This window comes from Planomonospora antibiotica, assembly GCF_014647955.1.
GTDB classification, from domain to species: Bacteria; Actinomycetota; Actinomycetes; order Streptosporangiales; family Streptosporangiaceae; genus Planomonospora; species Planomonospora parontospora.
Genome location: NZ_BMQE01000008.1, coordinates 195,409 through 218,352, shown reverse-complemented (window position 1 = coordinate 218,352; position 22,944 = coordinate 195,409). Strand labels below are relative to the sequence as shown.

At 70.3% G+C, this 22,944-nt stretch carries 25 protein-coding genes and 1 tRNA gene; 10 read left to right on the top strand and 16 right to left on the bottom strand.

Annotation, left to right across the window (positions count from 1 at the left end; all coding sequences use genetic code 11):
* Nucleotides 1-31 precede the first annotated feature (31 nt).
* From IEZ06_RS10680 to IEZ06_RS10670, 3 genes are all read right to left on the bottom strand, one after another.
* Complete coding sequence (locus IEZ06_RS10680; protein WP_189236510.1) at nt 32-1,231, bottom strand: sensor histidine kinase; 1,200 nt, start codon at nt 1,229-1,231, stop codon at nt 32-34.
* A 110-nt stretch (nt 1,232-1,341) separates the two neighbouring features.
* Nucleotides 1,342-2,199: an alpha/beta fold hydrolase gene (locus IEZ06_RS10675; RefSeq protein ID WP_229797926.1), complete on the bottom strand. Its 858-nt coding sequence runs from the start codon at nt 2,197-2,199 to the stop codon at nt 1,342-1,344.
* Complete coding sequence (locus tag IEZ06_RS10670; RefSeq protein WP_189236508.1) at nt 2,189-2,683, bottom strand: GbsR/MarR family transcriptional regulator; 495 nt, start codon at nt 2,681-2,683, stop codon at nt 2,189-2,191. The genes IEZ06_RS10675 and IEZ06_RS10670 overlap by 11 nt, the downstream gene beginning before the upstream one ends.
* A gap of 257 nt (nt 2,684-2,940) precedes the next feature.
* Between IEZ06_RS10670 and IEZ06_RS10665 the strand changes: the two genes are divergently transcribed.
* Nucleotides 2,941-3,327 carry a type II toxin-antitoxin system RelE/ParE family toxin gene (locus IEZ06_RS10665; RefSeq protein WP_189236507.1) on the top strand — a complete coding sequence of 129 codons (387 nt, stop codon included), beginning with the start codon at nt 2,941-2,943 and terminating at the stop codon, nt 3,325-3,327.
* Nucleotides 3,324-3,653, top strand: coding sequence for a helix-turn-helix domain-containing protein (locus IEZ06_RS10660; protein ID WP_184944406.1), 330 nt, complete (start codon nt 3,324-3,326; stop codon nt 3,651-3,653). The genes IEZ06_RS10665 and IEZ06_RS10660 overlap by 4 nt, the downstream gene beginning before the upstream one ends.
* 249 nt (nt 3,654-3,902) lie before the next feature.
* Here IEZ06_RS10660 and IEZ06_RS10655 read toward each other — a convergent pair whose 3' ends face one another.
* Both IEZ06_RS10655 and IEZ06_RS10650 read right to left on the bottom strand, forming a co-directional pair.
* Nucleotides 3,903-4,496, bottom strand: a complete 594-nt coding sequence (locus IEZ06_RS10655; RefSeq protein ID WP_189236506.1) for a hypothetical protein — start codon at nt 4,494-4,496, stop codon at nt 3,903-3,905.
* A 48-nt stretch (nt 4,497-4,544) separates the two neighbouring features.
* Nucleotides 4,545-5,786, bottom strand: coding sequence for an NsdA family TPR-like regulatory protein (locus tag IEZ06_RS10650; RefSeq protein ID WP_189236505.1), 1,242 nt, complete (start codon nt 5,784-5,786; stop codon nt 4,545-4,547).
* Between the two features lie 171 nt (nt 5,787-5,957).
* Here IEZ06_RS10650 and IEZ06_RS10645 point away from each other — a divergent pair, with 171 nt between their 5' ends.
* Together IEZ06_RS10645 and IEZ06_RS10640 are read left to right on the top strand one after the other, a co-directional pair.
* On the top strand, nt 5,958-6,344 hold the full coding sequence (locus IEZ06_RS10645; RefSeq protein WP_189236504.1) for a hypothetical protein: 387 nt from the start codon (nt 5,958-5,960) through the stop codon (nt 6,342-6,344).
* The gene (locus IEZ06_RS10640; RefSeq protein WP_189236503.1) at nt 6,341-6,580 is read left to right on the top strand and encodes a hypothetical protein; all 240 of its coding nucleotides are present in this window, start codon (nt 6,341-6,343) and stop codon (nt 6,578-6,580) included. Before IEZ06_RS10645 ends, IEZ06_RS10640 begins: the two co-directional genes overlap by 4 nt.
* A gap of 213 nt (nt 6,581-6,793) precedes the next feature.
* On the opposite strand, the gene IEZ06_RS10635 is transcribed toward IEZ06_RS10640, so the two are convergent.
* Nucleotides 6,794-7,405 (bottom strand): hypothetical protein, encoded by a 612-nt coding sequence (locus IEZ06_RS10635; RefSeq protein WP_189236502.1) that lies wholly within the window; start codon nt 7,403-7,405, stop codon nt 6,794-6,796.
* A gap of 203 nt (nt 7,406-7,608) precedes the next feature.
* Nucleotides 7,609-8,451: a GntR family transcriptional regulator gene (locus IEZ06_RS10630; protein WP_189236501.1), complete on the bottom strand. Its 843-nt coding sequence runs from the start codon at nt 8,449-8,451 to the stop codon at nt 7,609-7,611.
* A gap of 146 nt (nt 8,452-8,597) precedes the next feature.
* Between IEZ06_RS10630 and IEZ06_RS10625 the strand changes: the two genes are divergently transcribed.
* The 3 genes from IEZ06_RS10625 to IEZ06_RS10615 are packed head-to-tail and all read left to right on the top strand — an operon-like array spanning nt 8,598 to nt 11,415.
* A complete protein-coding gene (locus IEZ06_RS10625; RefSeq protein ID WP_189236500.1) occupies nt 8,598-10,043 on the top strand; it encodes a replication initiator in 1,446 nt (481 codons plus the stop codon).
* Nucleotides 10,040-10,246 (top strand): helix-turn-helix domain-containing protein, encoded by a 207-nt coding sequence (locus tag IEZ06_RS10620; RefSeq protein WP_189236499.1) that lies wholly within the window; start codon nt 10,040-10,042, stop codon nt 10,244-10,246. Before IEZ06_RS10625 ends, IEZ06_RS10620 begins: the two co-directional genes overlap by 4 nt.
* A complete protein-coding gene (locus IEZ06_RS10615) occupies nt 10,243-11,415 on the top strand; it encodes a site-specific integrase (RefSeq protein WP_189236498.1) in 1,173 nt (390 codons plus the stop codon). Before IEZ06_RS10620 ends, IEZ06_RS10615 begins: the two co-directional genes overlap by 4 nt.
* Nucleotides 11,416-11,471: 56 nt before the next feature.
* On the opposite strand, the gene IEZ06_RS10610 is transcribed toward IEZ06_RS10615, so the two are convergent.
* The 7 genes from IEZ06_RS10610 to IEZ06_RS10580 all read right to left on the bottom strand — a co-directional run bounded on the left by IEZ06_RS10610 (nt 11,472) and on the right by IEZ06_RS10580 (nt 14,805).
* Nucleotides 11,472-11,546 (bottom strand) — tRNA-Val (locus IEZ06_RS10610).
* A gap of 32 nt (nt 11,547-11,578) precedes the next feature.
* Nucleotides 11,579-12,544, bottom strand: a complete 966-nt coding sequence (locus tag IEZ06_RS10605; protein ID WP_189236497.1) for an ROK family protein — start codon at nt 12,542-12,544, stop codon at nt 11,579-11,581.
* A gap of 127 nt (nt 12,545-12,671) precedes the next feature.
* Nucleotides 12,672-12,986: a hypothetical protein gene (locus IEZ06_RS10600; protein ID WP_189236496.1), complete on the bottom strand. Its 315-nt coding sequence runs from the start codon at nt 12,984-12,986 to the stop codon at nt 12,672-12,674.
* A 58-nt stretch (nt 12,987-13,044) separates the two neighbouring features.
* Nucleotides 13,045-13,515: a peroxiredoxin gene (locus IEZ06_RS10595; protein WP_189236495.1), complete on the bottom strand. Its 471-nt coding sequence runs from the start codon at nt 13,513-13,515 to the stop codon at nt 13,045-13,047.
* 99 nt (nt 13,516-13,614) lie between these two features.
* Nucleotides 13,615-14,043, bottom strand: coding sequence for a DUF3052 domain-containing protein (locus IEZ06_RS10590; protein ID WP_189236494.1), 429 nt, complete (start codon nt 14,041-14,043; stop codon nt 13,615-13,617).
* A 140-nt stretch (nt 14,044-14,183) separates the two neighbouring features.
* Nucleotides 14,184-14,600 (bottom strand): secondary thiamine-phosphate synthase enzyme YjbQ, encoded by a 417-nt coding sequence (locus tag IEZ06_RS10585; RefSeq protein WP_189236493.1) that lies wholly within the window; start codon nt 14,598-14,600, stop codon nt 14,184-14,186.
* A 10-nt stretch (nt 14,601-14,610) separates the two neighbouring features.
* Nucleotides 14,611-14,805, bottom strand: a complete 195-nt coding sequence (locus IEZ06_RS10580) for a DUF1918 domain-containing protein (RefSeq protein ID WP_189236492.1) — start codon at nt 14,803-14,805, stop codon at nt 14,611-14,613.
* Between the two features lie 263 nt (nt 14,806-15,068).
* Between IEZ06_RS10580 and aceE the strand changes: the two genes are divergently transcribed.
* Both aceE and IEZ06_RS10570 read left to right on the top strand, forming a co-directional pair.
* Complete coding sequence (gene aceE / locus IEZ06_RS10575; RefSeq protein WP_189236491.1) at nt 15,069-17,816, top strand: pyruvate dehydrogenase (acetyl-transferring), homodimeric type; 2,748 nt, start codon at nt 15,069-15,071, stop codon at nt 17,814-17,816.
* Nucleotides 17,817-17,906: 90 nt separating this feature from the next.
* Nucleotides 17,907-19,433 (top strand): alpha/beta hydrolase, encoded by a 1,527-nt coding sequence (locus IEZ06_RS10570; RefSeq protein ID WP_189236490.1) that lies wholly within the window; start codon nt 17,907-17,909, stop codon nt 19,431-19,433.
* Between the two features lie 164 nt (nt 19,434-19,597).
* On the opposite strand, the gene IEZ06_RS10565 is transcribed toward IEZ06_RS10570, so the two are convergent.
* Nucleotides 19,598-21,193 (bottom strand): serine/threonine-protein kinase, encoded by a 1,596-nt coding sequence (locus tag IEZ06_RS10565; RefSeq protein WP_189236489.1) that lies wholly within the window; start codon nt 21,191-21,193, stop codon nt 19,598-19,600.
* Between the two features lie 167 nt (nt 21,194-21,360).
* On the opposite strand from IEZ06_RS10565, the gene IEZ06_RS10560 reads away from it, so the two are divergent.
* Entirely contained in the window at nt 21,361-21,591 is a 231-nt protein-coding gene (locus tag IEZ06_RS10560; protein WP_189236488.1) for a hypothetical protein, read from the top strand.
* A gap of 36 nt (nt 21,592-21,627) precedes the next feature.
* On the opposite strand, the gene IEZ06_RS10555 is transcribed toward IEZ06_RS10560, so the two are convergent.
* A complete protein-coding gene (locus IEZ06_RS10555; protein ID WP_189236487.1) occupies nt 21,628-22,893 on the bottom strand; it encodes an amidohydrolase family protein in 1,266 nt (421 codons plus the stop codon).
* Between the last annotated feature and the right edge of the window lie 51 nt (nt 22,894-22,944).

Here is a 22,944-nt window from a genome sequence, read left to right as displayed (position 1 = left end):
GCGCCTCGCAGGTAAGTGTGTCGTCCGGAGGTCACCCGCCCGGGGCGGGCGTGGGCAACGGGAGTACGGCCACCACTGCGAACCCGCCCTCCGGCCGGGGCCCTGCGGTGATCTTTCCCTGATAGAGCCTGACACGTTCGGTCATGCCGATCAACCCGTGCCCGGCGCCCCCGGAGCCGGGTCCACCGGGGGACGCGGTCCCGTCGTCGGTGACGCTGACGGTCAGCTCGGCCGCGCCGTACTCCAGCAGCACCTCCACCCGCGCCGCCCCGGCGTGCTTGAGCACGTTGGTCAGCGACTCCTGCACGATCCGGTAGGCGCACAGGTCCAGCCCGGACGGCAGCGGCCGCTCCTCCCCCGCGACACGGACCTCGACCGCGGGTCCGGCCACGCGCACCCGCTCGAGCAGCGGCGCGAGCCCTCCCAGCCCCGGAGTGATCGCGTAGAGGTCCTCGTCCTCGTCGTGCGCCTCCACCCGCAGGATCGACAGCAGCCGCCGCATCTCTCCCAGCGCCTCGTGGCTGGCGTCGGCGATGACCCCCAGCGTCTCGTGCGCGGCCACCGGGTCGCCCAGGGCGACGTACCTGCCCATGCCCGCCTGCACCGAGATCACCGACATGTGGTGCGCCACCACGTCGTGCAGCTCCCGCGCGATGCGCACCCGCTCCTGGGTGACGGCCCGCAACGCGGCGGCGGCCTGCTCCTCGCGGAGCCGCGCGGCCAGTTCGGTCAGCTGACCGGTGCGCTCGCCCAGCAGCCGCACGCTGGCGCCGATGCACACCGTGACAGCGGCCACCAGGACGGACTGCCCGACGGCCGACCACCACTGGATCCCGGGATGCAGTCCGACGGCATGGATCCACTCCGCGACGACCAGCACGGTGCCGGCGGCGGTGACGGCCACGGGGCGGCGCGCGGCCACGGTGTAGAGGGCCAGCAGCGGCGCCATGCTGTTGAGCCCGTAGTGGTAGCCGAGCGCGTGGTAGCTCACGGCCCCCGCCACGGACACCACCAGCACGGTGAAGGGCATCCGCCTGCGCAGCGCCAGGGGCAGGTTCACCACGACCGTCAGCGCGACCGACAGCCCGTCCGCCGGCCTCATGGCGCGTCCGGGCTCGTAGGCCGCCCACAGCACGCTCCCGACGGACATCACCAGCGCCAGCGCACCGTCGAGCACGAGCGGATCGACGGCCGACAGCCGTCCGAGCGCCCCAGCGCCACGACCACGCACCAGCGCATGCTACGGGCCCCGGGCCTGATCCACATTCATCCTTCGATTGACATCGATCGCCGTACGGGGACCGGCCGGGAGGCCGGGACGCCCCCGCGCAGGAGGCCGGTTCAGCGAGGCGGGCCGAGGAACTCCGCGACGAGGGCGTTGACCCGGTCGGGGGACTGGCGGTTGGACCAGTGCCCGTTGCCCTCGAGGATTTCGAGCCGGGCGCCCGGGACCAGGGCGGCGGCGGCCCTGGTGTGCCGGAGCTTGACACCGATGTCCTTGTCGCCCTGGATGAAGAGGGCCGGACAGGTGATCAGATGGAGACGGGGCCGCAGGTCGACTCGCATGCGGAACGGCCCGATGGAGGCGTTCTGCCAGTCGGACGAGCCGGCTCCCGCGGCCCGGACCTCTGCGTGGATCTCGTCGACGATGTCGTCGAAGTCGTGGACGGGGCCGGCGAAGAGCGCCTGCTCCGCGAAGCGGGCGATCCCCGCGCGGCTCCTGAGCATCAGGCCCGGCAAGGTCCTGTTGAGCAGCGGCAGCTTGGCGGTGAGCCAGAGAAGCTGGTGCACGACGGGCGGGAAGGAGAGGATCCCGGCCGGTGCGAGCGCCACCAGACGCTCGACACGAACGGGGTGGTCGATGGCGTAGGCCAGCGCCAGGGCCCCGCCCTGGGAGAGACCGACCAGGGCTGCCGAGTCGAGCGCGAAGTGGTCGAGCACCTCGGTGACGCAGCGGAGCATGCGGTCATGCGTGACCCGCCCGGTCCAGGGGAGGCTTCTGCCCTGCTTCGGCCAGTCGAGCGCGAAGACGCGGTGGTGCGCGGCCAGCGCCGGGATGAGGTGGCGCCAGCTGAGCAGGGCGTTGTCGACGCCGGCGCCGCTCAGCAGCAGAACGGCGGATCCCCGCCCGCCCGCGGTGTAGACGTGCAGCCTGCCCTCCGCGCAGGTGAGGTAGGTGCTGCGCAGATCATCCGGCACGGTCGTCTTCCCCCTCCGGCGCGCCCGCGCGCGTTTCCCACCGCTGCCACAGCGCCGGCAGCTCCGCCTCGAGGAAGCGGTAGAGCTCGTTGACATTGTGCAGCCGTTCGCGCCGCTGGGGCGGGCTGTCCGCGAGGGCTCTCAGCCCTGTCTCGGTGAGCTCGCGGAACGCGGCCGTCTTGGCGTAGCGGTTGGCCAGCATCCGGCTCCACCCGTCGACCGCGATGCGGAAGTACTCCTGCCGCTCGCCCCGGCGGCGTACTCCCCCCACCAGGCCGCTGGGAGTGAGCAGCCGGGTCGCGCTGCTGATGGAACTCCGGCTGACCCGCAGCACGTCCGCGAGTTGCGCGGCGCTCTGCTCCGGCGGATCGCTGATGAGCAGCCAGCCGATGACACGGCCGGCGATCAGGGGCATGCCCTCGCGGGCGAAGAAGGCTGCGACTTCGTCCACGAAGTCCAGCTCGGCGTCCGACGGATCGATCACGGTACGACCTTACTGTTATTGCAGTGATGACTGTAATAACAGTAAGTTCGCTCTCCAGCCGGTGTGCGGTGGCCGGTCGTCCTGACCGGCGTCCGCCCGGCCGGTGCGGCCGTGGCCGCGAAGGAGGTCCTCCGCCGGTTCGGCGTGGACGAGAACACACCTGATCACTTCCATGCTCTCGCCACCGGTCGAACCAAGCCCCTTCGACCTGGTCGATCCTTCAGACAGAGACATGAGTCAAGGGTTATATTTCGAAGATGGCGTGGGAGATCGTTCTACTGGAACCCGTGGAGTCTTGGTTCCTCAAACTCTGCGAGAGTGATCCTGACTCCGCGACCCTCATCGAGAGAGCCATCGATCGACTCGCCGAGGCCGGTCCTGCCCTCGGCCGCCCCCTGGTGGACACGCTGGAGGATGATGACCTGAACAACCTGAAGGAGCTCCGTCCGGGCTCCCGGGGGCGGTCAGAGATTAGAATTGTCTTCATCCTCGATCCCGGCAGAGAGGCGATCTTCCTCGTGGCCGGGGACAAGGCCGGCAAGTGGTCACGCTGGTATGACGAGGCGGTCCCGCTGGCCAAGTCCCGCTACGCGGAGTACCGCGCGGAGAAGAAGGCCCAGAAGACCAAGGAGGACAGGCGATGAGCCCTGCGCGTCGCTGGCAGGAGGTCAAGGCCGAGGCCCACCGGCTCCATCCCGAGTTGGCTGCCCCGGAGCGACAGGCCGCCGCCGAAGCCAAGCTGGACGCCTACGTGGCCGGTTACCACTTGAAGGAACTGCGCAAGTCTCTCGGCAAAACCCAGGCCGACGTCGCCGCCGCGCTCGGCATCTCGCAGTCTCGGGTGTCCCAGATCGAAAACGGTGATCCCGACGCCATGGAGCTGGAGACTCTCCGTGCTTACGCAGCCGCGCTGGGCGGACACGTCGATGTGACGATCAGCGTCGGTCCACACTCCGTCAAGGTCGCCTGAGGCGACCTGTTTGTGAGCGGACCAACATCCGCTGATCAAACAGCAAGGCCCTGGACCTGTTTCTACAGGTCCAGGGCTCTTTTGTGGGCACTACTGGGTTCGAACCAGTGACATCTCGCTTGTAAGGCAATCCGGACTGACTCTCAACCAGGGTAGACACTGGTCCTGACCTGCGGGGACGATCCATTCTCGTCCATCGGTGTCCGGCTCCGTCCACGGCCGTTGTCACCCAGTTGGTCACTCACGGGCTCAGAAGTTCTCCCTCCACAGATACCAAGGGCCATGGAAGTGCTCGACATCGGGCGCGTACTCCGCTTCCTCCGGTAGCGGCGGCTCACCTTGCGGACTCCAGATGAGCCCGTGCTGGTGGATGCCGTCTCCTCCACCGGCCAGAGCGAAACGCACGGCGTTCTCGTGGCGCGTAGCCCAGGAGACATCGAACAATCCCAGCGTCATTGCCCCCGTCTTCCAATCAGGACTCCCCTTCATCGCCGAGTGCGCGACCTTCTCGAAGCTCTCCTCGGACAGTGCGAACCTGGACTGCTTCACTACCCCAGTCGATGCGAACATCAGGACGCCAACGATCGGCGGTGCCGCCCAGCGCAGCAGATTCCGTCTGAGGTCCGGCCGACTCTCCTGGCGGGAAAGCACGACGACGAAGCGAACGAACCAGATCGCGCCGATCATGAAGAACGCCAGGAAAGCGGGCAGTACCCAAAGCGGGCTGAGCCCAGGGAAGGATCCTGCGTACAGGAGCAGCAAGCTGATGGTGACCTGGGAACCGATCAGCAGAAGACCCGGCGCACTGGTCCACCTCCTTACAGTCCGTTCCTTCACACCCATGAAACTCCAACCAACGTCGGTTCACCTAAGACATTCCAACCTTGGAGGTTAGGCGCTCATGGGGTAGCGGGTCAGCAGCTCGCGCACTTGGGGAACGTCTGCGTACGACTTGAGCCGGGCCAGGACCACGCGGGCGCGCTGGGTGGTGCGGTCGCTGGTCAGATCAACGGACAGGTCCAGCATCCGGGAGGCCGTGTGCGCCGCCTCCTCCGGCTCGTTGGCGTCGGCCAGGGCCACCGCCAGCCAGGACAGGTACAGCGCCAGTTCCCGGGCATGCGTGGCGTCGTAGCGCGTCAGCACCTCACTGAGCAGCGGTACGGCCCGCAGCGGGCGGCGCAGCTCGGTGTAGGCGCGGGCCTCCATGATCTGGAGTTCGTCGGCGCTGACCCAGTACAGGTAGGACGGTTCATCGACTCCGGCGGTGCTGTCCAGGGCCGCGCTCGCCTCACCCAGCGCTCTCATGGCTGGCTGGGCCTCTCCGGCGCGGGCGTGTGCCCAGGCGATGCGGTCCCAGGTCAGCGCGCGCAGCCGCGGTGAGGCATCCGGCCCGGCCGCTTCCAGAGCCGCGCGTGCCAGCGCCACGCCTTCTTGGACATCACCGACGTTGACGGTCTGGTATGCCAGCGAGCCGATGAGGTTGGCCTCCAGCGGACCGTCCCCGGCTTCGCGTGCGGCGCTGATGCCCAACCGGTAGGTCTGGGCGGCCTGCTCGTGCTGCCCGGCGTCACTGGCGATCCACCCGACGATCTGGGCTAGTTCGCCGATGTTGGCCAGCAGTGCCCGGCCTGCCTCCTCGGTGTGGGTACCGCACCGGTAGAGCCGGACCGCCGCGTCCAGCTCGCGGAAGGCGGGGCGGATCAGGTCGCTTCCGGCGATGACGTCATCGGCGAGCCGCAGACCGTGGACGCGCGCCGACAGGTCGTGCACGGTGCCCATGCCGACCCGTCGCCCCGTCTGCGCGGGAAGCCGGGACAGCAGGTCGCCTTCGGGCATGATCGCGGCGAGCACCTGCGCCGGAGACTTGCGCGGGGCCGTACCCGCCAGGTCGAACAGTTCAGCCTCGCTGAGGTCGAACACCCGGCAGTACAGCAGACGGTACGGGTCCTTGGGCTGGTGCCGGCCCTTCTCCCAGTCCTTGATCATGCGGGTCAGAGACTCACGGGTCGCCAGGTGCGCGCGGGTGCGTTCGTCGGCCGCCTCGACCAGTGCCCGTGCCATCTGCCGCTGCGACCACAGCCGCTCGCGTCGCTCGGCGCGCAGACGTAGCGCCCAACCCGGAATCTCGTCCATCACCGCGCCTTGGGGGAGACATGGAAGATCTGCCGTCTCCCCCAGTCTCCCCCATCGCCATCTGTATGGACACGTGTATTGGCGATGTGATCGGAGGGCCGCACAACAGCGGGACCCGCAGGCGCGGACACGCCGTACGGGTCCCTTGATCGCACATCGGAGGTGCGACCCATGGACAACTGTAGAGCCGCCCCGCCCGCCGTGGACGAGACCACGGCGGAGCGCCAGGACAGGGCACTGGCCGTGGTCCAGCGGCTGTTGACAGAGCGGGGCATCCGCGCCCGCTGCCAGCACACGATCAGCCTCGGCCTGTTCGCCGACCGCGCGGCCGGCCACTCCTGGCCCGACCGGCCGATGCGGCGCTACTGGGTGGACCGCTTCCCGCCGGAGCTGGCCGTACTCGGTCCCCAGGGCGGGTGCGACGCCACCGTGACCGTGGATTCCTGCTCCGGTTACCTGGTGTGGCTGCGTACCGCGTCCGGTCCTCAGCCCTTCCGCAACGACGATCCGTACCTGGTGGTGAGCCTGATCGCGGCCCTGTGGCCGGAGCAGCGGTGACGCCGGAGGAACTGAGGCGGCGCTACGGACAGACGTGGATCATCTCCCCCGCTGTGGCCGACGGCTGGTACGCCGTGCGGCGGACCGTCCTGTCGGTGTACGCACAGGAGCATGGCCTGTCCGAGATCCGCTGCGGGACGAGTCCGGCCGAACTGGCGCGTCGCTTGGAGGAGGAGACCCGGCTGGAACAGCGGCCCTGGCAGCGCATCCCGACGAACCGGGACCGCGCCTCGTAGGCGGGCGTGGCGGCGTGGATCTGGAGGGACGGCGCCGCCACGCCTCTACCCGCATCGCCCTCCTCCGCTCCGGGTGCCTCCTCGGCCAGCCAGGTCATCCGATGGCAACCCGACCCGGAGCGCAGGGCCGCCAGGCCCGAGCACCGGAAGCGGGGCGGCAGATTCTCCAGCAAGCCGTTTTGATCTCGATCGCGACGACCAAATTCGACTCTTTTATTCCCCTGGAAGAAGTTCTATGACTTTCCCCTCCAGTGGGGAGTCTACGATTCTGGCAATCAACACTATTCCGTCTTCCGTTTTCTCTAGTTCAAGGCCGCCAGAAATCACCTCCCATCCATCTTGCTGCATCTTTCTAGACACATCATCCAATGACCTAAGATCATCGACTAGCCATATCGAAACCGAAGGATCGTCATACGAGTCACATCCGGAAAGCTCATTATATCCCTTTATCCATTTTTTCTCTAACGACATTTCAATTGCCTTGCTTGTCGCAGCAAAATACTTTTTTGCCTCAGAATCACATAATAACGATATTGCACACCCGCCGAGAGAAAGGATCCCCACAAAGGTGAGGAGTGCAGCCAAAACAAAGCTGCTCCCCCTGCCATGCGAATACATTCCAAAAATCCCATTCTTCAATCTAAAATTCACCATTGAATCGGTAGAATTTATTGCAGAGGGGGCCAGAAAGGCCGCCGCACAGAAAAGCAGACACTCGGAATATCTTCGATGGCAACACCATAAAGCACCATTACCGCCGAACCAACCACAATCAGACGCGGAACGTGTGAAGATACGGTGCAGAAAACTATCAAGATCCATGGTGTGAGCAAGGCCGGCGATGAAGTGCCAAATGACAGGCGGACCGCGGGTGATGGATGCGTTCGGTTCGGTGGGGCGGCCGGAGCTGCCGCCAGCCGGGACCGGCCGCCAGGGCCGCATGCCCGGCTGGCGGGCAAGCGCAGGGCCGCCCGCGGCGGCGCGGAGCGCTGCCGCCTTGAACCAGTAAAGAAACTCTGAGCCCACTACACGCGAAGCGCGGCTGTCCCTCCCGGCTCACCTCGGTCGTCGGCGGCGGAGGCGACTTCGAAGCGGTCGGCGGGAGCTTCGATCTCGGTGAACTCCAGCGGACGGCCGTTGCTGCTGAGCATGACCCGGCGGACGACGAGCAACGGGGTGCCGATCGGTTCCATGCCGAGGTCTTCCCAGGTCTCGCCGTAGGGCATCTGAGCGTGCATGGATGTGCTCCAGCGCAGGGGTCCGTGTTCGCGCTCCAGGTAGGCGTAGTAGTCATCGGGCTCGACGTGCGGTTCGATGTCGCGGTCTGCGCCTTCACCGGTGATGGTGGCGACCTGGTCGGCCAGCAGGTACGAGCACAGGTGGATGCGGGCGCGGGTCTTGGCGTGCTGCCAGTAGGCGTAGCGGTAGACGATCATGCGGCCCCGACGGACGGCCAGGACGTCGGCTTTGCTGCCTTCGACGGTCATGAACAGGGCCGAGTTCGGAACGACCCCGTTGTCTGCGCGCTCGGCTTCGCTGGGGACGGTGACGTGCTCCCATCCCTGCCTAGTGGGGTCGTATGCCGGGCTGAGCAGGTCGTCATGCTCAGCCCATCCGGTGAGGATCGTACGGCGGTCCGGGGCGGGGCGGACGAAGGTGCCCCGGCCGTGGGCGACGGTGAGCAGCCCTTCGCCGACGAGCTGGGCGATGGCCTTTCGAATGGTGGGCCGGGAGGTGGCGTACTCGGTGGCCAGGAACGCCTCTCCTGGCAGGGCTTGTCCCGGCTGATGGTGGTCTTGCAGCACGTCGGAACGCAGCAGATCGGCGATGATCCGCCAGCGGGCGGCGCCCTTGTCCCCGTCGGCCATACCGACACCCCCTCCTTGCACGTTTGCTCTTTACAAGAGGTAGCACGTGTTGAGGTACCTGTCGGGAGCGAGACGAAGGAGGCCGTCATGAACACCCCAGACCACCCACCCCGCCACCCCGCCACCCCACCGACCAGCCGGAATGGATGATCGACCTCGTCCGGGTGATCAACGATCCCGCCTACGACCGCTGGCGCTCCATGGTCGCCTCGACCGGCGGCTGCGCCCACCCGATCCACCTGGCCGGCGAATCGACCGTGGTGGACACGACGACCGGGGAGGTCCTGCACAGCTACACCACCGCCGACGAGCCGTCCGGGCACCTGCTGGTGGCCTGCGGCAACCGGCGGGCCTCGGTCTGTCCGGCCTGCTCACGGGTCTACCAGGCCGACGCCTTCCAGCTGATCCGGGCGGGCCTGTCCGGCGGCAAGGGCGTCCCCGACACCGTCAGCACCCATCCGCGGGCGTTCGTCACGCTGACCGCGCCGTCGTTCGGGCCGGTGCACACCCGCCGGGAGCGTGGTGGCACCGTACGGGCCTGCCGTCCCCGTGCACGGGACAAGCTCTGCCCGCACGGCGACCCGGTCGGCTGCCATGCCCGTCACGAGGAAGGAGACGACCGGCTCGGCCAACCGCTGTGCGCCGAGTGCTACGACTACACGGGTGCAGTGCTGTGGCAGGCCCATGCCGGGGCGCTGTGGCACCGCTTCACCCTGGAGGTCCGGCGCACCCTGGCCGCCGAGGCGGGGCTGAGCCGCCGGGAGTTCGGCCGGCGGGTACGGGTCTCGTTCGCCGAGGTCGCCGAGTACCACCGGCGGGGCCTGGTGCACTTCCACGCCGTGGTCCGTCTCGACGGCCCCGGCGGTGGAGCCGAGCCGCCTCCGGACTGGGCCGATCACGACCTGCTCACCCGTGCGATCGCCCCGGCGGTGCGGCGCGTCCGGGTGACCTCCCCGCACAGCGGGCTGGGTCGGTGGGACCTGGTCTGGGGTGATCAGCTCGACATCCGGCCGATCCTGCTCGACCCGGACGCGGCCGGGCTGAGCGAACGGGCGGTGGCGTCCTACATCGCCAAGTACGCCACCAAGGGCGCCGAAGCCTCCGGCACCGTCTACCACCGGCTGTCGTGCCCGGCCTGCAAGGGGCGCGGGCGGCTGGGCCTGGCGGCCTCATGCGGACGCTGCCGCGGCACCGGGCTGAAGCCGGGCCTGCACCTGGACGCGCTGCCGGTCACCGAGCACGCCCGCCGGATGATCCGCACCTGCTGGGAGCTGGGCGCCCGTCCGGAGTTCACGGCGCTGCGGCTGCGGCCGTGGGCGCACATGCTCGGGTTCCGGGGTCACTTCTCCAGCAAGAGCCAGCGCTACTCCACCACCTTCGGTGACCTGCGCGACCTCCGCGCCCGCTACCGGGCCGCCGAAGCACGCGAGCGGCACGGCCTTCCCGCCCTGGATGACGCGACCACGCTCACCCTCGGCCACTGGCGGTTCGCCGGCACCGGCTACACCCCCGGCGAGGCGGTCCTGGCCGAGCACATCCGGCAACGCGTCTTCCTGGCCCGCGCCATCGCGGCGGAACGGGAGGACGGATGACCCCAGCCGGACCGCCCGGCGAACGAAGGCTCTATCGCGTCTGCGAGGCCATGTACCTGCTCAGCATGAGCCGCAGCGTGATCTACGAGCAGATCCGATCGGGCCGCCTGCGCTCGGTCACCCAGGGCCGCACCCGGCTGATCCCGGCTTCGGCCATCTCCGACTACATCGACCTACTCGAACAGGAGGCGAAGGCATCATGACCGCACGACGCAGCCGGGGAGACGGCGGCCTGCACTGGGACGAGCAGCGGCAACGCTGGATCGCCACGGTGACGGTCGGCTACTCCCCGGCCGGAAAGCGCATCGTCAAGAAGGCCAGCGGCCGGACCAAGACCGAAGCCAAGGACAAGCTCAAGGAGATCATCCGCGACTACGACGACGGCCTCGCCATCGCCCCGGCCAACTACACCGTCGCCGACGCGGTGACGTACTGGCTCCAGCACGGTCTGGGCGGCCGGTCCGAGACCACGGTGAAGATGTACACCACGTTCGCCGATACCCATGTGATCCCGGCTCTGGGCGCGCGCAAGCTGCGTGACCTGTCGGTGGAGGACGTCGACCGGTGGCTGGCGGGGAAGACCACGGATCTCAGCACGCGCTCGCTCAAGCTGATCCACGGCATCCTCAACCGGTCGGTCAAGAGCGCGATGCGCCGCGACAAGGTGAAGCGGAACGTCGTGGACCTCTGCGAGATACCGGAGGGCCGCGAGGGCCGCACCTCCAAGGCGCTCACCCTCGCCCAGGCGACCGCGATCGTCACCGAGGCGGAGCGGGCCGGCGCGCGCATGCGGGCCTACGTCGTGCTCTCCCTGCTCATCGGGGCCCGCACGGAGGAGTTGCGCGCCCTCCTGTGGTCCCACGTCGTCGCCTTCGACGAGGAACGCGAGACGTGGCTGCCGGTCACCGAAGCGGGCTGGGAGCACGAGCAGTTCGCCATCTACGTCTGGCGGTCCGTACGGAAGAAAGGAGACACCAAGACCGTCAAGTCACGCCGTTCCCTCAAACTCCCCCGGCGGTGCGTCGACGCGCTGCGGGCGCTCCGGGAGGAGCAGGAGAAGGCGGGCGGCAGGCAGGCGGAGGCGGGCCTGGTCTTCTGCACCTCCACCGGGACCGCGATGAGCGCGGGCAACGTGCGCCGCGACATGCGGAAGATCATCGAGAGGGCGGGGCTCCGTGGCACCGACTGGACTCCCCGCGAGATGCGGCACAGCTTCGTCTCACTGCTGTCGGCCTCCGGCGTCCCGATCGAGGACATCTCGCGCCTGGTCGGCCACCGCAACACGGTGGTCACCGAGACCGTCTACCGCAAGCAGATCCGGCCGGTGCTCATGCAAGGCGCGGAGGCCATGGACGACATCTTCAGGAGTTAGTCACTCAGTTGGTCACTCACGCCCCGTTCCGAAGATCAGGAACGGGGCGTTTTCGCTGGTGGGCACTACTGGGTTCGAACCAGTGACATCTCGCTTGTAAGGCGAGCGCTCTACCGCTGAGCTAAGCGCCCGGGGGATCCCGTCGCACAGACGGGATACAACCTTACGGCACGGCGAGGGTTCTCGGCACATCGGACGACCACGACGCCCCCGCCTCCGGTACCCCGGCCGCGCGCCAGCCGAGCAGGGCCGCGCCGAGCATGCCCGCCGCGACGCCCAGGGCGGCCTTCCGCAGCGGCGGGGCCGTGCGGAAGGTGAGCCGTTTGCCGAGCCGTACGGCCAGCGGGTCGGACAGGAGGGGGCCCGCCTCGGCCAGGCCGCCGCCCAGGACGATCGCGGAGGGGTCCAGCAGGAGCGTGTAGGTGGCCAGCGCGAGTGAGAGCGCCTCGACCGCGTCGTCCCAGACCTTCGCCGCCAGCGGGTCTCCGGCGGCGGTCAGCGCGGCGACCTCCTCGGCCGTGGCGGGGGACGCCGCGCGGGCCGAGTAGCGGCGGGAGACGGCCGAGGCCGAGGCGTAGGTCTCCAGGCAGCCGATCTGGCCGCAGGCGCACCGCTCTCCCTCCGGGAAGACCGGGACGTGGCCGATCTCGCCGGCCCAGCCGGAGGTCCCGCCGTACGGCCCGCCGCCGATGACCATCGCGCCCGCGATGCCGGTGCCGATGGGCAGGAACAGGAAGTCGGAGAGCTCCCGGCCGGCGCCGAGCACGCTCTCGGCCAGGCCGCCGGTGCGCACGTCGTGGCCGAGCCGGACCGGGACGTCCAGGGGGACGAGGTCGGCGGCGGGAACGTCGCGCCAGCCGAGGTTGGCGGCGTAGAGCGCGGTGGCCGTCGCGTCGTCGACGAGCCCGGGTACGGCGATGCCGACCGCCGCGGGCGCCGTCCCGAACAGTTCCGCTCCGCGGGCCGCGAGGTCGCCGGTGAAGGAGCGGACGACGGCGATCACGTTGCCCGGGCCCAGCTCGGCCCCGGTGGGACGGCGGTCGGTCGCGGCGACCGTGCCGGTGCGGGTGACGAGCCCGCCCTTCATCGAGGTGCCGCCGACGTCGACGGCCACCACGTACTCGCTCATCCCGGCCTTTCCCGATCACCGGAGCGGACGCGCCCCCTCCCCCCTGCGGGGCAGGACACGTCGCCTGTCCTTTTTGCGGCGACTCACCCTAACCCAGGGCAGGTCACCCTGACCCGGGGCAGGCGGGTCAGGCCGGGGAGAACCGTCCGAGCACGCGGTCCAGCGCCGCCGCGACCTCGTCGGCCAGGCCGTCGGGCCGCTCGGGGTCCGCCTGGGGCCGCTCGGCGAGCCGTACGGCGCCACAGGAGCGGCACTCCACCTCCCCGAGGCGGCAGATGAGCGCTATGGACCCGCACGAGGAGCAGGTGTCGAGGTCCAGGTCGTGCACGCGCTGGCAGTCCGGGCAGATGAGCACTTGGACCTGCCGGCGCACCCCGCGCTTCCAGGGGCTGGCGCCGCGGACCGGGTCGGTCTGCCGGGCCCCGCACGAGAAGCAGGGCATGATCGCCTCCGAGTGGTCGAGGTCGGTGGAGCCGCGAAGGACTCCGCCGGATAACCGCTTAGGAAAGTTCGGCGAGCACCTTGAGGTACTCGGCGATGTCACGTGCCTCCGGGAGCGGGTTCACCACGCGCCAGCGGACCACGCCCTCGCCGTCGATGGCGAAGGTCCCCCGCAGCGCCGCGCCCTTCTCCTCGTCGAACACACCGTACGCCCGGGCGACCTGCCCGTGCGGCCAGAAGTCGGAGAGCAGTGGAAACCCGTAGCCCTCCTGGTCGGCCCAGGAGCGGAGGGTGAACACCGAGTCGGCCGAGACGGCGAGGACCCGGACGTCCTCGGGAACGGCGGGGACGAACTCGTCCCGGACCGCGGAGAGCTCACCGCGGCAGACACCGCTGAACGCGAAGGGGTAGAAGATCAACAGGACCCTGCGGCCGCGGTGGTCCGAGAGCCTGACCGGGGCGCCGTGCTGGTCCCTCAGCTCGAAGTCCGGAGCCGGCGAACCCACCTCGACCGCCGTGTGCACTGGCATGTCCGCTGGATCCCTTCACCCCGACGGCGGATGGGCACACCATCATCCTGCCGTACGGCTCACGCGAGCCGTACGGCAGGGGGACCCTTACCGGACCCCTTACCGGCGCGCCTTGGGTGTGGCCAGTCGCGTCCCCGACCAGTCGGGGGCGGCGCTGATGCTGCTGGTCTGCGAGAGACCGGCGGTCGTGGCGTCCTCCCCGATGTCGCTGGGCTCCACGTGGCCCTCCCGACCGGCCTTGGGAGTGAGCAGCCAGATCTGGCCGCCGTCGGTCAGGTTGGTCACCACCCCGCTCAGGGCGTCGAACAGGTCACCGTCCCCGTCCCGCCACCACAGCAGCACGACGTCGACAACGTCCTCGTAGTCCTCATCGACCAGTTCGTTGCCGGTCAGCTCCTCGACGGAGTCGCGCAGATCGTCGTCGACGTCCTCGTCCCATCCGACTTCCTGCACCACTTGACCCGGCTTGAGGCCGAGCCGTTCGGCCAGGCTGCGTTCGCCCTGCGCCTGACCCGCGGTCGCGCTCACGTTCGTCCCTCCTGCTTCGATGGCCCCGCCTCTTGCGCGGCGGTGCTCACAGTGCTTCGGCACAGTCCACACGCTGTGACCCTCAGTCGTCAACGGTCGCCACGGCAACGACTGGGCTACACGTGAATTAGTCCGATGAATCAGTCCGACAGAAATGACAACCGGACCTGCCGCTCGCGGTTGTCCACGTTGAGGTCCACCACGGCGACGGACTGCCACGTGCCCAGCGCGAGTCTCCCGGCCAGGACCGGGACGGTGGCGTACGGGGGGATGAGGGCCGGCATGACATGCGACCTCCCATGCCCCGCGGATCCGTGCGCATGCCGCCACCGGTCGTCGGCCGGGAGCAGGTCCGCGAGCGCGGCGAGCAGATCGTCGTCGCTGCCCGACCCCAGCTCGATCAGGGCGACCCCCGCGGTCGCGTGGGGCACGAAGACGTGCAGCAGGCCGTCCAGGCCGCCGTCCCCGCACGACCGGACGAAGTCCTCGCACTCGGCGGTGATGTCGTGCACCCGCTCGCGCGAGCCGGTCACCACCTCGATCATCTGGGATCTCACACGCGGAATCCTATGATCCGCTCTGGGCGGGGACGACAATCGCGTCCGGGCCGGGGACCACCAGGCCCGTGTGACCGTCCTCGAACCGCACCAGGTAGGGGGGTTCCCCCTCGCTCCCGCGCACCTCGAGGACCTCGCCCCGCCGGTCGTGGTGGCCGACCGTGTCGCCGTGGACCAGGATCTGATCACCCACTGTCGCGCGCATCGCGCTCCTCCTTCCGATCCTTCCGAAGCCGGTGGAATGCCACCTCTTCAGGGTCGTACCCTGCGGTCCTCCGGAAAAGAGCGACCCCGGTGTTACCTTTCACATCCATTCGTCCTACGATCGGTGGTCTAGGCCACATCCTTGCCCCTGCCAGCGGGGACATCCTGGTTACCGGTCAGTAGAGATGCACTTTCCGGAGCAAGAGACCAGGATGGATGGTGACCGACACCAGACAAAAGTCCATCCTCGGAAGGCGAGACCCAGTGGCTTCCGGACGCCAGCGTTTCTCGATCATCAGCGACGGCCTACCCAGTCAGCTCCCTGATGTCGATCCCAGCGAGACCCAGGAGTGGCTCGAGTCGCTCGACAACGTCGTCAAGACGGAGGGCCGCACGCGCGCCCGCTACTTGATGCTCCGCCTGTTGGAGCGGGCGCGAGAGCACCAGGTCGGCGTCCCCGGCCTGCGCAGCACCGACTACATCAACACGATCCCGCCGGAGCGCGAGCCCTGGTTCCCCGGCGACGAGCACGTCGAGCGGCGGATCCGCGCCTACATCCGGTGGAACGCCGCGGTCATGGTGACCCGGGCCAACGCCCGCACCAACGTCGGCGGCCACATCGCCACCTACGCCTCGGCCGCGTCGCTCTACGAGGTGGGCTTCAACCACTTCTTCCGCGGCAAGGACCACGGCGAGTCGGGCGACCAGGTCTTCTTCCAGGGCCACGCGGCCCCGGGCATCTACGCCCGGGCGTTCCTGGAGGGCCGCCTCAACGAGGCGCAGCTCGACGCCTTCCGGCAGGAGCTGTCGCACGGCTTCAAGGGCCTGCCCTCCTACCCGCACCCGCGCCTCATGCCGGACTTCTGGGAGTTCCCCACGGTCTCCATGGGCCTGGGCCCGATCGGCGCGATCTACCAGGCGCGGTTCAACCGCTACCTGCTCAACCGCAAGGTCAAGGACACCAGCCGCAGCCACGTGTGGTGCTTCCTCGGCGACGGCGAGATGGACGAGCCCGAGTCGCTCGGCGCGATCGGCGTGGCCGCCCGCGAGGAGCTCGACAACCTCACCTTCGTCATCAACTGCAACCTGCAGCGCCTCGACGGCCCGGTCCGCGGCAACGGAAAGATCATCCAGGAGCTGGAGACCTACTTCCGCGGCGCCGGCTGGAACGTCATCAAGGTCGTGTGGGGCCGCGACTGGGACCCGCTGCTGGCGGCCGACGTCGACGGCGTGCTCGTCAACCAGATGAACACCACGCCCGACGGCCAGTTCCAGACCTACTCCGTCGAGTCGGGCGAGTACATCCGCGAGAACTTCTTCGGCGGCGACCCGCGCCTGCGCAAGATGGTCGAGCACCTGTCCGACGACGAGATCCGCAAGCTCTCGCGCGGCGGCCACGACTACCGCAAGGTCTACGCGGCCTTCAAGGCGGCCCGCGAGCACGTCGGCCAGCCGACGGTCATCCTCGCCCAGACCATCAAGGGCTGGACCCTCGGCAAGGACTTCGAGGCGCGCAACGCGACGCACCAGATGAAGAAGATGTCCAAGGCCGAGCTGAAGGAGTTCCGCGACCGGCTCTACCTGCCGATCCCGGACTCGGCGCTCGACGCCGACCTGCCGCCCTACTTCCACCCGGGCGAGAACGACCCCGAGATCGCCTACATGAAGGAGCGCCGCGCGGCGCTGGGCGGCTTCCTGCCCCGGCGCACGCTCCGCGCCAAGCCGATCAAGCTCCCCGGCGAGGCGGCCTACGCGCAGCTCAAGAAGGGCTCCGGCAAGCAGAACGTCGCCACCACCATGGCGTTCGTCCGCCTGCTCAAGGACCTCATGCGCGACAAGGAGATCGGCCACCGCTTCGTGCCGGTCATCCCGGACGAGGCCCGCACCTTCGGCCTCGACGCGATCTTCCCGACCGCGAAGATCTACTCGCCGCACGGCCAGACCTACGAGGCCGTGGACCGGGAGCTGCTGCTGTCCTACAAGGAGTCGACCGAGGGTCAGATCCTGCACGAGGGCATCAGCGAGGCCGGTTCGATGGCCTCGACGATCGCGGCCGGCACGTCGTACGCCACGCACGGCGAGCACATGATCCCGATCTACATCTTCTACTCGATGTTCGGCTGGCAGCGCACCGGCGACCAGATGTGGCAGCTGGCCGACCAGATGGGCCGGGGCTTCCTGCTCGGCGCCACCGCCGGCCGCACCACGCTGAACGGCGAGGGCCTGCAGCACGAGGACGGCCACACGCCCCTGATCGCCTCGACGAACCCCGCGGCGGTCGCCTACGACCCGGCGTGGGCGTTCGAGATCGGGCACATCGTCAGGGACGGCCTGCGGAGGATGTACGGCGAGACGCCGGAGAACGTCTTCTACTACCTGACCGTCTACAACGAGCCCTACCTGCAGCCGGCCGAGCCCGCCGACCTGGACGTCGACGGCCTGCTCAAGGGCCTCTACCGGTTCGCTCCGGCGCCGGCGGTCCAGGGCCCGAAGGCCAACATCCTGGTCTCCGGCGTGGCCGGGCCGTGGGCGATGGAGGCCCAGCGGATGCTGGCCGAGGAGTGGGGCGTGGCGGCCGAGGTCTGGTCGGCCACCTCCTGGTCGGAGCTGCGCCGTGAGGCGCTGGCCGCCGAGGAGCACAACCTGCTCAACCCGGACGCCGAGCAGCGCGTGCCGTACGTCACCCGGGCGCTGTCGAAGGCCCAGGGGCCGTTCGTGGGCGTCAGCGACTACATGCGGGCGGTGCAGGACCAGATCGCCCAGTGGGTGCCGGGAGACTGGAGCTCGCTCGGGACCGACGGCTTCGGCCTGTCGGACACCCGCTCGGCGCTGCGCCGCCACTTCCACGTGGACGCGGCCTCGATCACCCTGGCCGTGCTCACCCAGCTCGCCCGGCGGGGCGAGCTCGACGCGGAGGTGCTGCGCGAGGCCATCTCCCGCTACCACCTGAAGAACGGCGTCACCGAGGCCGGGGGCGCCGAGAGCAACGACACCCAGTCGATGGGTCTGTGAGATCCTTCCGGGTGGGACCTCCCAGGTGGAGGCCCCACCCGGAACGGGGACGGGTGCCCTGTCCGGGGTGACGCGGAGGGGGAGCACGTCATGCGAGCAATCCGGGCGGTGGCCGCGACCGCGGCGCTGGCCGCGGCACTGGCCGCCTGCAGCGGCGGAGAGGGCGGCGGCGAAGGCGGGACGGCCGCCCCGAGCGGCTCCGCGGCGCCGTCGGGCCCGGTCTCCTGGGGGCCCTGCACCGACATCAAGCGCGCCGACGGCCAGGGCGTCGCCACCCCGGCCCCGGACCAGCAGTGCGGGAAGCTGGCCGTGCCGCTCGACTACGCCGACCCCGCCGCCGGGACGATCGACCTGGCCCTCATCCGCGTCAAGGCCACCGGTCCCGGGGAGCGCATCGGCTCCCTGCTGTTCAACTTCGGCGGTCCCGGCGCCTCGGGCGTCGACACCCTGGCCCAGGCCGCCAAGGCCCTCGGCTCCCTCGGTGCCCGCTACGACCTGGTCAGTTTCGATCCGCGCGGGGTGGAGCGCAGTTCCGGCGTCCGGTGCGGCGGCACCGCGGAAATGGACGAGTTCACCTCCGTCGACAGCGTGCCCGAGGACGCGGCCGAGCGCGCGGAGATCGAGCGGATCGTCGAGGAGTTCACCGCCGCCTGCGGCAAGTCCTCAGGAGAGGTCCTGGCGCACGTCGGCACCGTCAGCGCCGCCCAGGACATGGACCGCATCCGCGCGGCGCTGGGCGACCAGCGGCTCAACTACCTCGGCATGTCCTACGGCACGCAGCTCGGCGCGGTCTACGCGACCCGCTACCCCGAGAAGGTGGGCCGCTTCGTGCTGGACGCCCCGCTGGACCCCAGCGTCTCGATGAAGGAGCGCACCCTGGTCCAGACGGCCGGTTTCCAGAAGGCCTACGAGGCCTTCCTGAAGGACTGCGTCAAGGACCGCCAGTGCAAGATCGGCCCGGACGCCGACACCGCGGACCGGAACATCGAGGCGCTGATGGACCGGCTGAACGACGAGCCGCTCAAGGTCGGCGACCGGGAGCTCACCCAGGGGCTGGCGGGCACCGGCATCGCCGCCGCCCTCTACTCCGAGCAGACCTGGCCGCTCCTCGACCAGGTCCTGGCCCTGGCGGTCAAGGGCGACGGCCGGGGGCTGCTCTTCCTGGCCGACAGCTACACCGGCCGCGGCTCCGACGGCTCCTACAGCACGGTCATGAGCAGCTTCCCCGCCATCAGCTGCGTGGACACCGCCGAGCGGCCCGACGAGGCGGAGCTGCTGGAGACCGAGAAGCAGGCGCTGAAGATCTCCCCGCTGTTCGGCAGCGCCGGCATGGGGACCATCTGCTCGTCCTGGCCGGTCCCCGGCGACGACGCCGCCTCGAAGGTCGACGCCTCCGGTTCCGCCCCCATCGTGGTGATCGCCGGCACCGGTGACCCCGCCACGCCGTACGAATGGGGGCCGAAGCTGACCGCGCAGCTGAAGACGGGCGTGCTGGTCACCTACAAGGGCGAGGGCCACGGCGCCTACCTGTCGGGCGACGCCTGCGTGAAGAAGGTCACCGACGCCTACCTGCTGGAGGGGAAGGTCCCCGCGGAGGGCACCACCTGCCCCGTGTAGCCCCGCCAGGGCTGCCGCGTCCCGCCGGGGCCGCCGCGTCCCGCCCCGCCTCCGGCCGGCGCCCGCCGGGGCGTCCGGGGCCGGGCCGCCCGGACGACCCGGCCCTGGAGCGCCCGGCCCCTGGCTCCCCGGCCCCGGGCGGCTGCCCCGGACGTCCTCGGCGGCTACCGGCAGCGCTCGGGGCGGGGCCGCTCGGTCGCGAACCGGAAGTCCACCGCGCCGAAGTGGCGGTCCAGGAGCTCCGCCACGGTCCCGTCGGCGTACATCGCCGCGACGGCCCTGTTGATCGCCTCGCAGGCCCTGCGATCCCCCTGCCGGAGCGCCACGCCGTACGGCTCGCGGGTGAGCCTCAGACCGGCGATCTTGAACCGCCCGTTCAGCCGGGCGCCGAACCCGGCGACCACCAGGTCGTCGCCGGGCAGCGCGTCGGCGGTGCCGTCGGCCACCTTGGCGGCGCAGTCCGCCATGTCCGCCGCCTCGACGGGTTCGAAATCGACGCCCCGGTCGAGGATCAGCGCGGCGGTGGTCGAGCCGTGCGGGACGCAGACCCGCCGGCCGCGCAGGTCCTCCAGGGAGGAGATCCCCGAGCCCGCGCGCACCAGCACGTCCCGCCGGGCCAGGTAGTACGGCCCGGCGAAGGCCACCCTGCGCCGGGTCCTGGCGTCGATCGACAGGTTGGCGACGACCAGGTCCACCTCGCCGCTCTCGACCGCGGCCTCGCGGCGCACTCCCACGTCCTTGAACACGACCCGGCCGGCGGGCACCTTCAGCTCGGCCGCGATGCGCCGGGCCACCTCGATCTCGAAGCCGGCGGGAGGGCTGCCCAGAGCCACTCCGGGCAGGCCCGTGCGGTAGCCGATGGTGATCCTCCGTTCCGCCGCGATCCGGTCGAGCAGCGGCGAGCCGGTGGAGGGCGCGGGCGCCGGGGAGGTGGCGGCCGGCGAGACGGGCGCGGGCGTGGCCGCGGCTCCGGACGGGGGATCGGGCCGGACGAGGGCGAACGCGGCGGCCAGGCCCACGACCGCGACCGCCCCGCCCAGGACGACGGCCCGGCGCCGGAGGAACCGCCGGGCCGGGTCCCCGGTCCCGTCACGGGTCAGGTCGGCCGTGGCGGCCTGGACGCCCTCGGCGAGCACCTCGTCGGAGATCCCCGCACCGTCCTCGGCCGGATGGCCCAGCAGGTGCCTGAGCACCTCGTCCGCGGTGGGCCTGCGGTCCTGGTCCTTGCGCAGGCAGGACGCGACGACCGCCCTCAGGCCCTCGGGGAGCCCGCTCAGGTCGGGCTCGTGGTTGATGACGCGGTTGAGCGTCGCCACGATCGTCTCGCCGCCGAAGGGCGCCCTGCCGGTGGCGGTGAAGAGCATCGTCGATCCCCAGGCGAACACGTCGGCGGGGCAGCCGACCCGCTCCCCGGCGATCTGCTCGGGCGCCATGTAGGCGGGGGTGCCGACCGCCCGGGTGGTGATCGTCCCGCTCTCGTCGATGATCTTCGCGATGCCGAAGTCGACGACCCGGGGGCCGTCCGGGGCGAGCAGCACGTTGTCGGGCTTGAAGTCGCGGTGGGCGATCCCGGAGCGGTGGATGGCGGCCAGCGCGGTGGCCGTGCCGATCGCCAGCCTCTCCAGCGCCTCCCCCGCCAGCGGCCCCTCGCGTTCGACGATCCGGCGGAGCGACGGGCCGTCGATCAGCTCGCTCGCGATGTACGGGGTCTCCCCGTCGAGGTCGGCGGCGAGCACCCGGGCCGTGCAGAACGCCTCCACCCGCCGGGCGGCGGCCGGGGCCGGGGCGGCGGCCGGATCGAGATCACAGCGGTACCGCCGGGCCCGACTTTCGTCGGTGGGGTGCGCGCCGAAGACGCTACCTCGGTCGGGGAGGTCGATCCCGTCGGCCGATCCCTGCGGCCTCCGCGCCCGCCTACCGTCGGCTCATGCGCAGTCCCATCCAGACGCTGGGGGTCCTCCTGGTCCTCCAGGGCGTCAGCGGAACCATCGACCAGGTGGCCGTCCAGCCGTTCATGAGCCCGTTCCTCAACTTCTTCAACCGCGTGGTCGTCGAGCGGGTGGACTTCTTCGCCGGATACGAGATCTACGCGAACCTGATCCTGGCGGTCCTGGGCGTCGTCGTGGTCGTCGCCGCGGACCGGATCCGGCCGTCGTGACGTCCTGCCGGACGCCGGACCGCGCCCGGCAGGACGTCAGGCGCCGGTCCCGGCCGCCGCCGCGAGCCGGGCCGCCGAGCGGGACACCCGGTCGAGCACGGCGGGCAGATCCGCGTGGAGCAGCCGGCCCGCCCGCTTCACGACCCGTCCGGCGACCAGCACGGTGTCCACGTCGCCCGGCCCGGCGGCGGTGACCACCGCGCCGACCGGGTCGTGGACCGGGGCCAGGCGGGGCGTGCCGGTGCGCAGCAGCACCAGGTCGGCCTGCTTGCCGGGGCGCAGCGAGCCGACCCGGTCCTCCAGGCCCAGCACGGCCGCCCCCTCGATCGTGGCCATCCGGAGCACCTCCGCGGCGGTCAAGGCGCCCCCGCGCACCCGCTCGGCCGCGAACGCGGCGCGCATGACGGCGAACATGTCCCCCGGAGCGTCCACCACCGTGTCGACGCCGAGCCCTGTGGGGATCCCGGCCCGCCGGAATCTGCCGGTCTCCGGATGGCCGTGCCCCATCTGCATCTCCACCGCCGGTGTCACGGAGGCGGCGGCCCCGCTGTCGGCGACCAGCTTCACTGCTTCGTCGGTGAACCCGTTGCCGTGCACGAACACGGTGTCCGGGCCGAGCAGCCCGGCGTCGTGCAGCCGTTCGGCCGCGCCGGCCCCGGTCGCGTGCAGGCTGACCCGGAGCCCGAGTTCGCGGGCGAGCCGCCAGTCGGCCCGTGCCTCGTCCGGCGGCCCGTAGACCGGCCCCATGGCCGCGAGGGCCGGGGTGACCTGGCCGGACGTCCCGAGCAGCGCGGCGGCGCGCCGTACCTCGTCCTCCCGGCGCACGCCGGGGGCGGGGTGGGCGTATCCGAAGACCGCCCGGATGCCGGAGTCCCGCAGGGCCTGGATCGCGGCGTCGGTGTGCTCCGGGGTGGACTGGATGTGCGACCAGTCGAAGACGGTGGTGACCCCGGCGTCGAGCGCCTCCAGCGCGCCCCACAGGCCGGCGGCGTGGACGTCCTCGGGCCGGTAGGCGGGGGCGAGGCGGCCGAGTACGAGCGCGAGGTAGTCGCCGAGCGTCGCGTCGGCCGCGGCGGAGCGCAGGGCGCTCTGCCAGAGGTGGCGGTGGGTGTCGACGAATCCGGGGAGTACGAGCATCCCGGTGGCGTCGATCGTCCGGTCGGCGGGCGGCGCGGCGGAGGCGCCGAGCCCCGGGCCGACGGCGGCGATCACCCCGTCCTCGACGAGCACGTCGGCCCCGGGCAGGGTTCGCGGCTCCGGTTCGGTGTCGATCACGATTCCGCCGGTGATGAGCAGGCGCACGGCATACTCCTTTTTCGATAGCAATCACAAAAGCTTTTCTGAAAGCTATCA

Bases quoted from the DNA above. Each gene is read 5' to 3' on its own strand.
- IEZ06_RS10665 (WP_189236507.1), top strand. From the start codon at position 2,941: ATGGCGTGGGAGATCGTTCTACTGGAACCCGTGGAGTCTTGGTTCCTC.
- IEZ06_RS10660 (WP_184944406.1), top strand. From the start codon at position 3,324: ATGAGCCCTGCGCGTCGCTGGCAGGAGGTCAAGGCCGAGGCCCACCGG.
- IEZ06_RS10655 (WP_189236506.1), bottom strand. From the start codon at position 4,496: ATGGGTGTGAAGGAACGGACTGTAAGGAGGTGGACCAGTGCGCCGGGT.
- IEZ06_RS10650 (WP_189236505.1), bottom strand. From the start codon at position 5,786: ATGGACGAGATTCCGGGTTGGGCGCTACGTCTGCGCGCCGAGCGACGC.
- IEZ06_RS10645 (WP_189236504.1), top strand. From the start codon at position 5,958: ATGGACAACTGTAGAGCCGCCCCGCCCGCCGTGGACGAGACCACGGCG.
- IEZ06_RS10635 (WP_189236502.1), bottom strand. From the start codon at position 7,405: ATGGATCTTGATAGTTTTCTGCACCGTATCTTCACACGTTCCGCGTCT.
- IEZ06_RS10630 (WP_189236501.1), bottom strand. From the start codon at position 8,451: ATGGCCGACGGGGACAAGGGCGCCGCCCGCTGGCGGATCATCGCCGAT.
- IEZ06_RS10625 (WP_189236500.1), top strand. From the start codon at position 8,598: ATGATCGACCTCGTCCGGGTGATCAACGATCCCGCCTACGACCGCTGG.
- IEZ06_RS10620 (WP_189236499.1), top strand. From the start codon at position 10,040: ATGACCCCAGCCGGACCGCCCGGCGAACGAAGGCTCTATCGCGTCTGC.
- IEZ06_RS10615 (WP_189236498.1), top strand. From the start codon at position 10,243: ATGACCGCACGACGCAGCCGGGGAGACGGCGGCCTGCACTGGGACGAG.
- IEZ06_RS10605 (WP_189236497.1), bottom strand. From the start codon at position 12,544: ATGAGCGAGTACGTGGTGGCCGTCGACGTCGGCGGCACCTCGATGAAG.
- IEZ06_RS10600 (WP_189236496.1), bottom strand. From the start codon at position 12,986: ATGCCCTGCTTCTCGTGCGGGGCCCGGCAGACCGACCCGGTCCGCGGC.
- IEZ06_RS10595 (WP_189236495.1), bottom strand. From the start codon at position 13,515: ATGCCAGTGCACACGGCGGTCGAGGTGGGTTCGCCGGCTCCGGACTTC.
- IEZ06_RS10580 (WP_189236492.1), bottom strand. From the start codon at position 14,805: ATGCGCGCGACAGTGGGTGATCAGATCCTGGTCCACGGCGACACGGTC.
- IEZ06_RS10570 (WP_189236490.1), top strand. From the start codon at position 17,907: ATGCGAGCAATCCGGGCGGTGGCCGCGACCGCGGCGCTGGCCGCGGCA.
- IEZ06_RS10560 (WP_189236488.1), top strand. From the start codon at position 21,361: ATGCGCAGTCCCATCCAGACGCTGGGGGTCCTCCTGGTCCTCCAGGGC.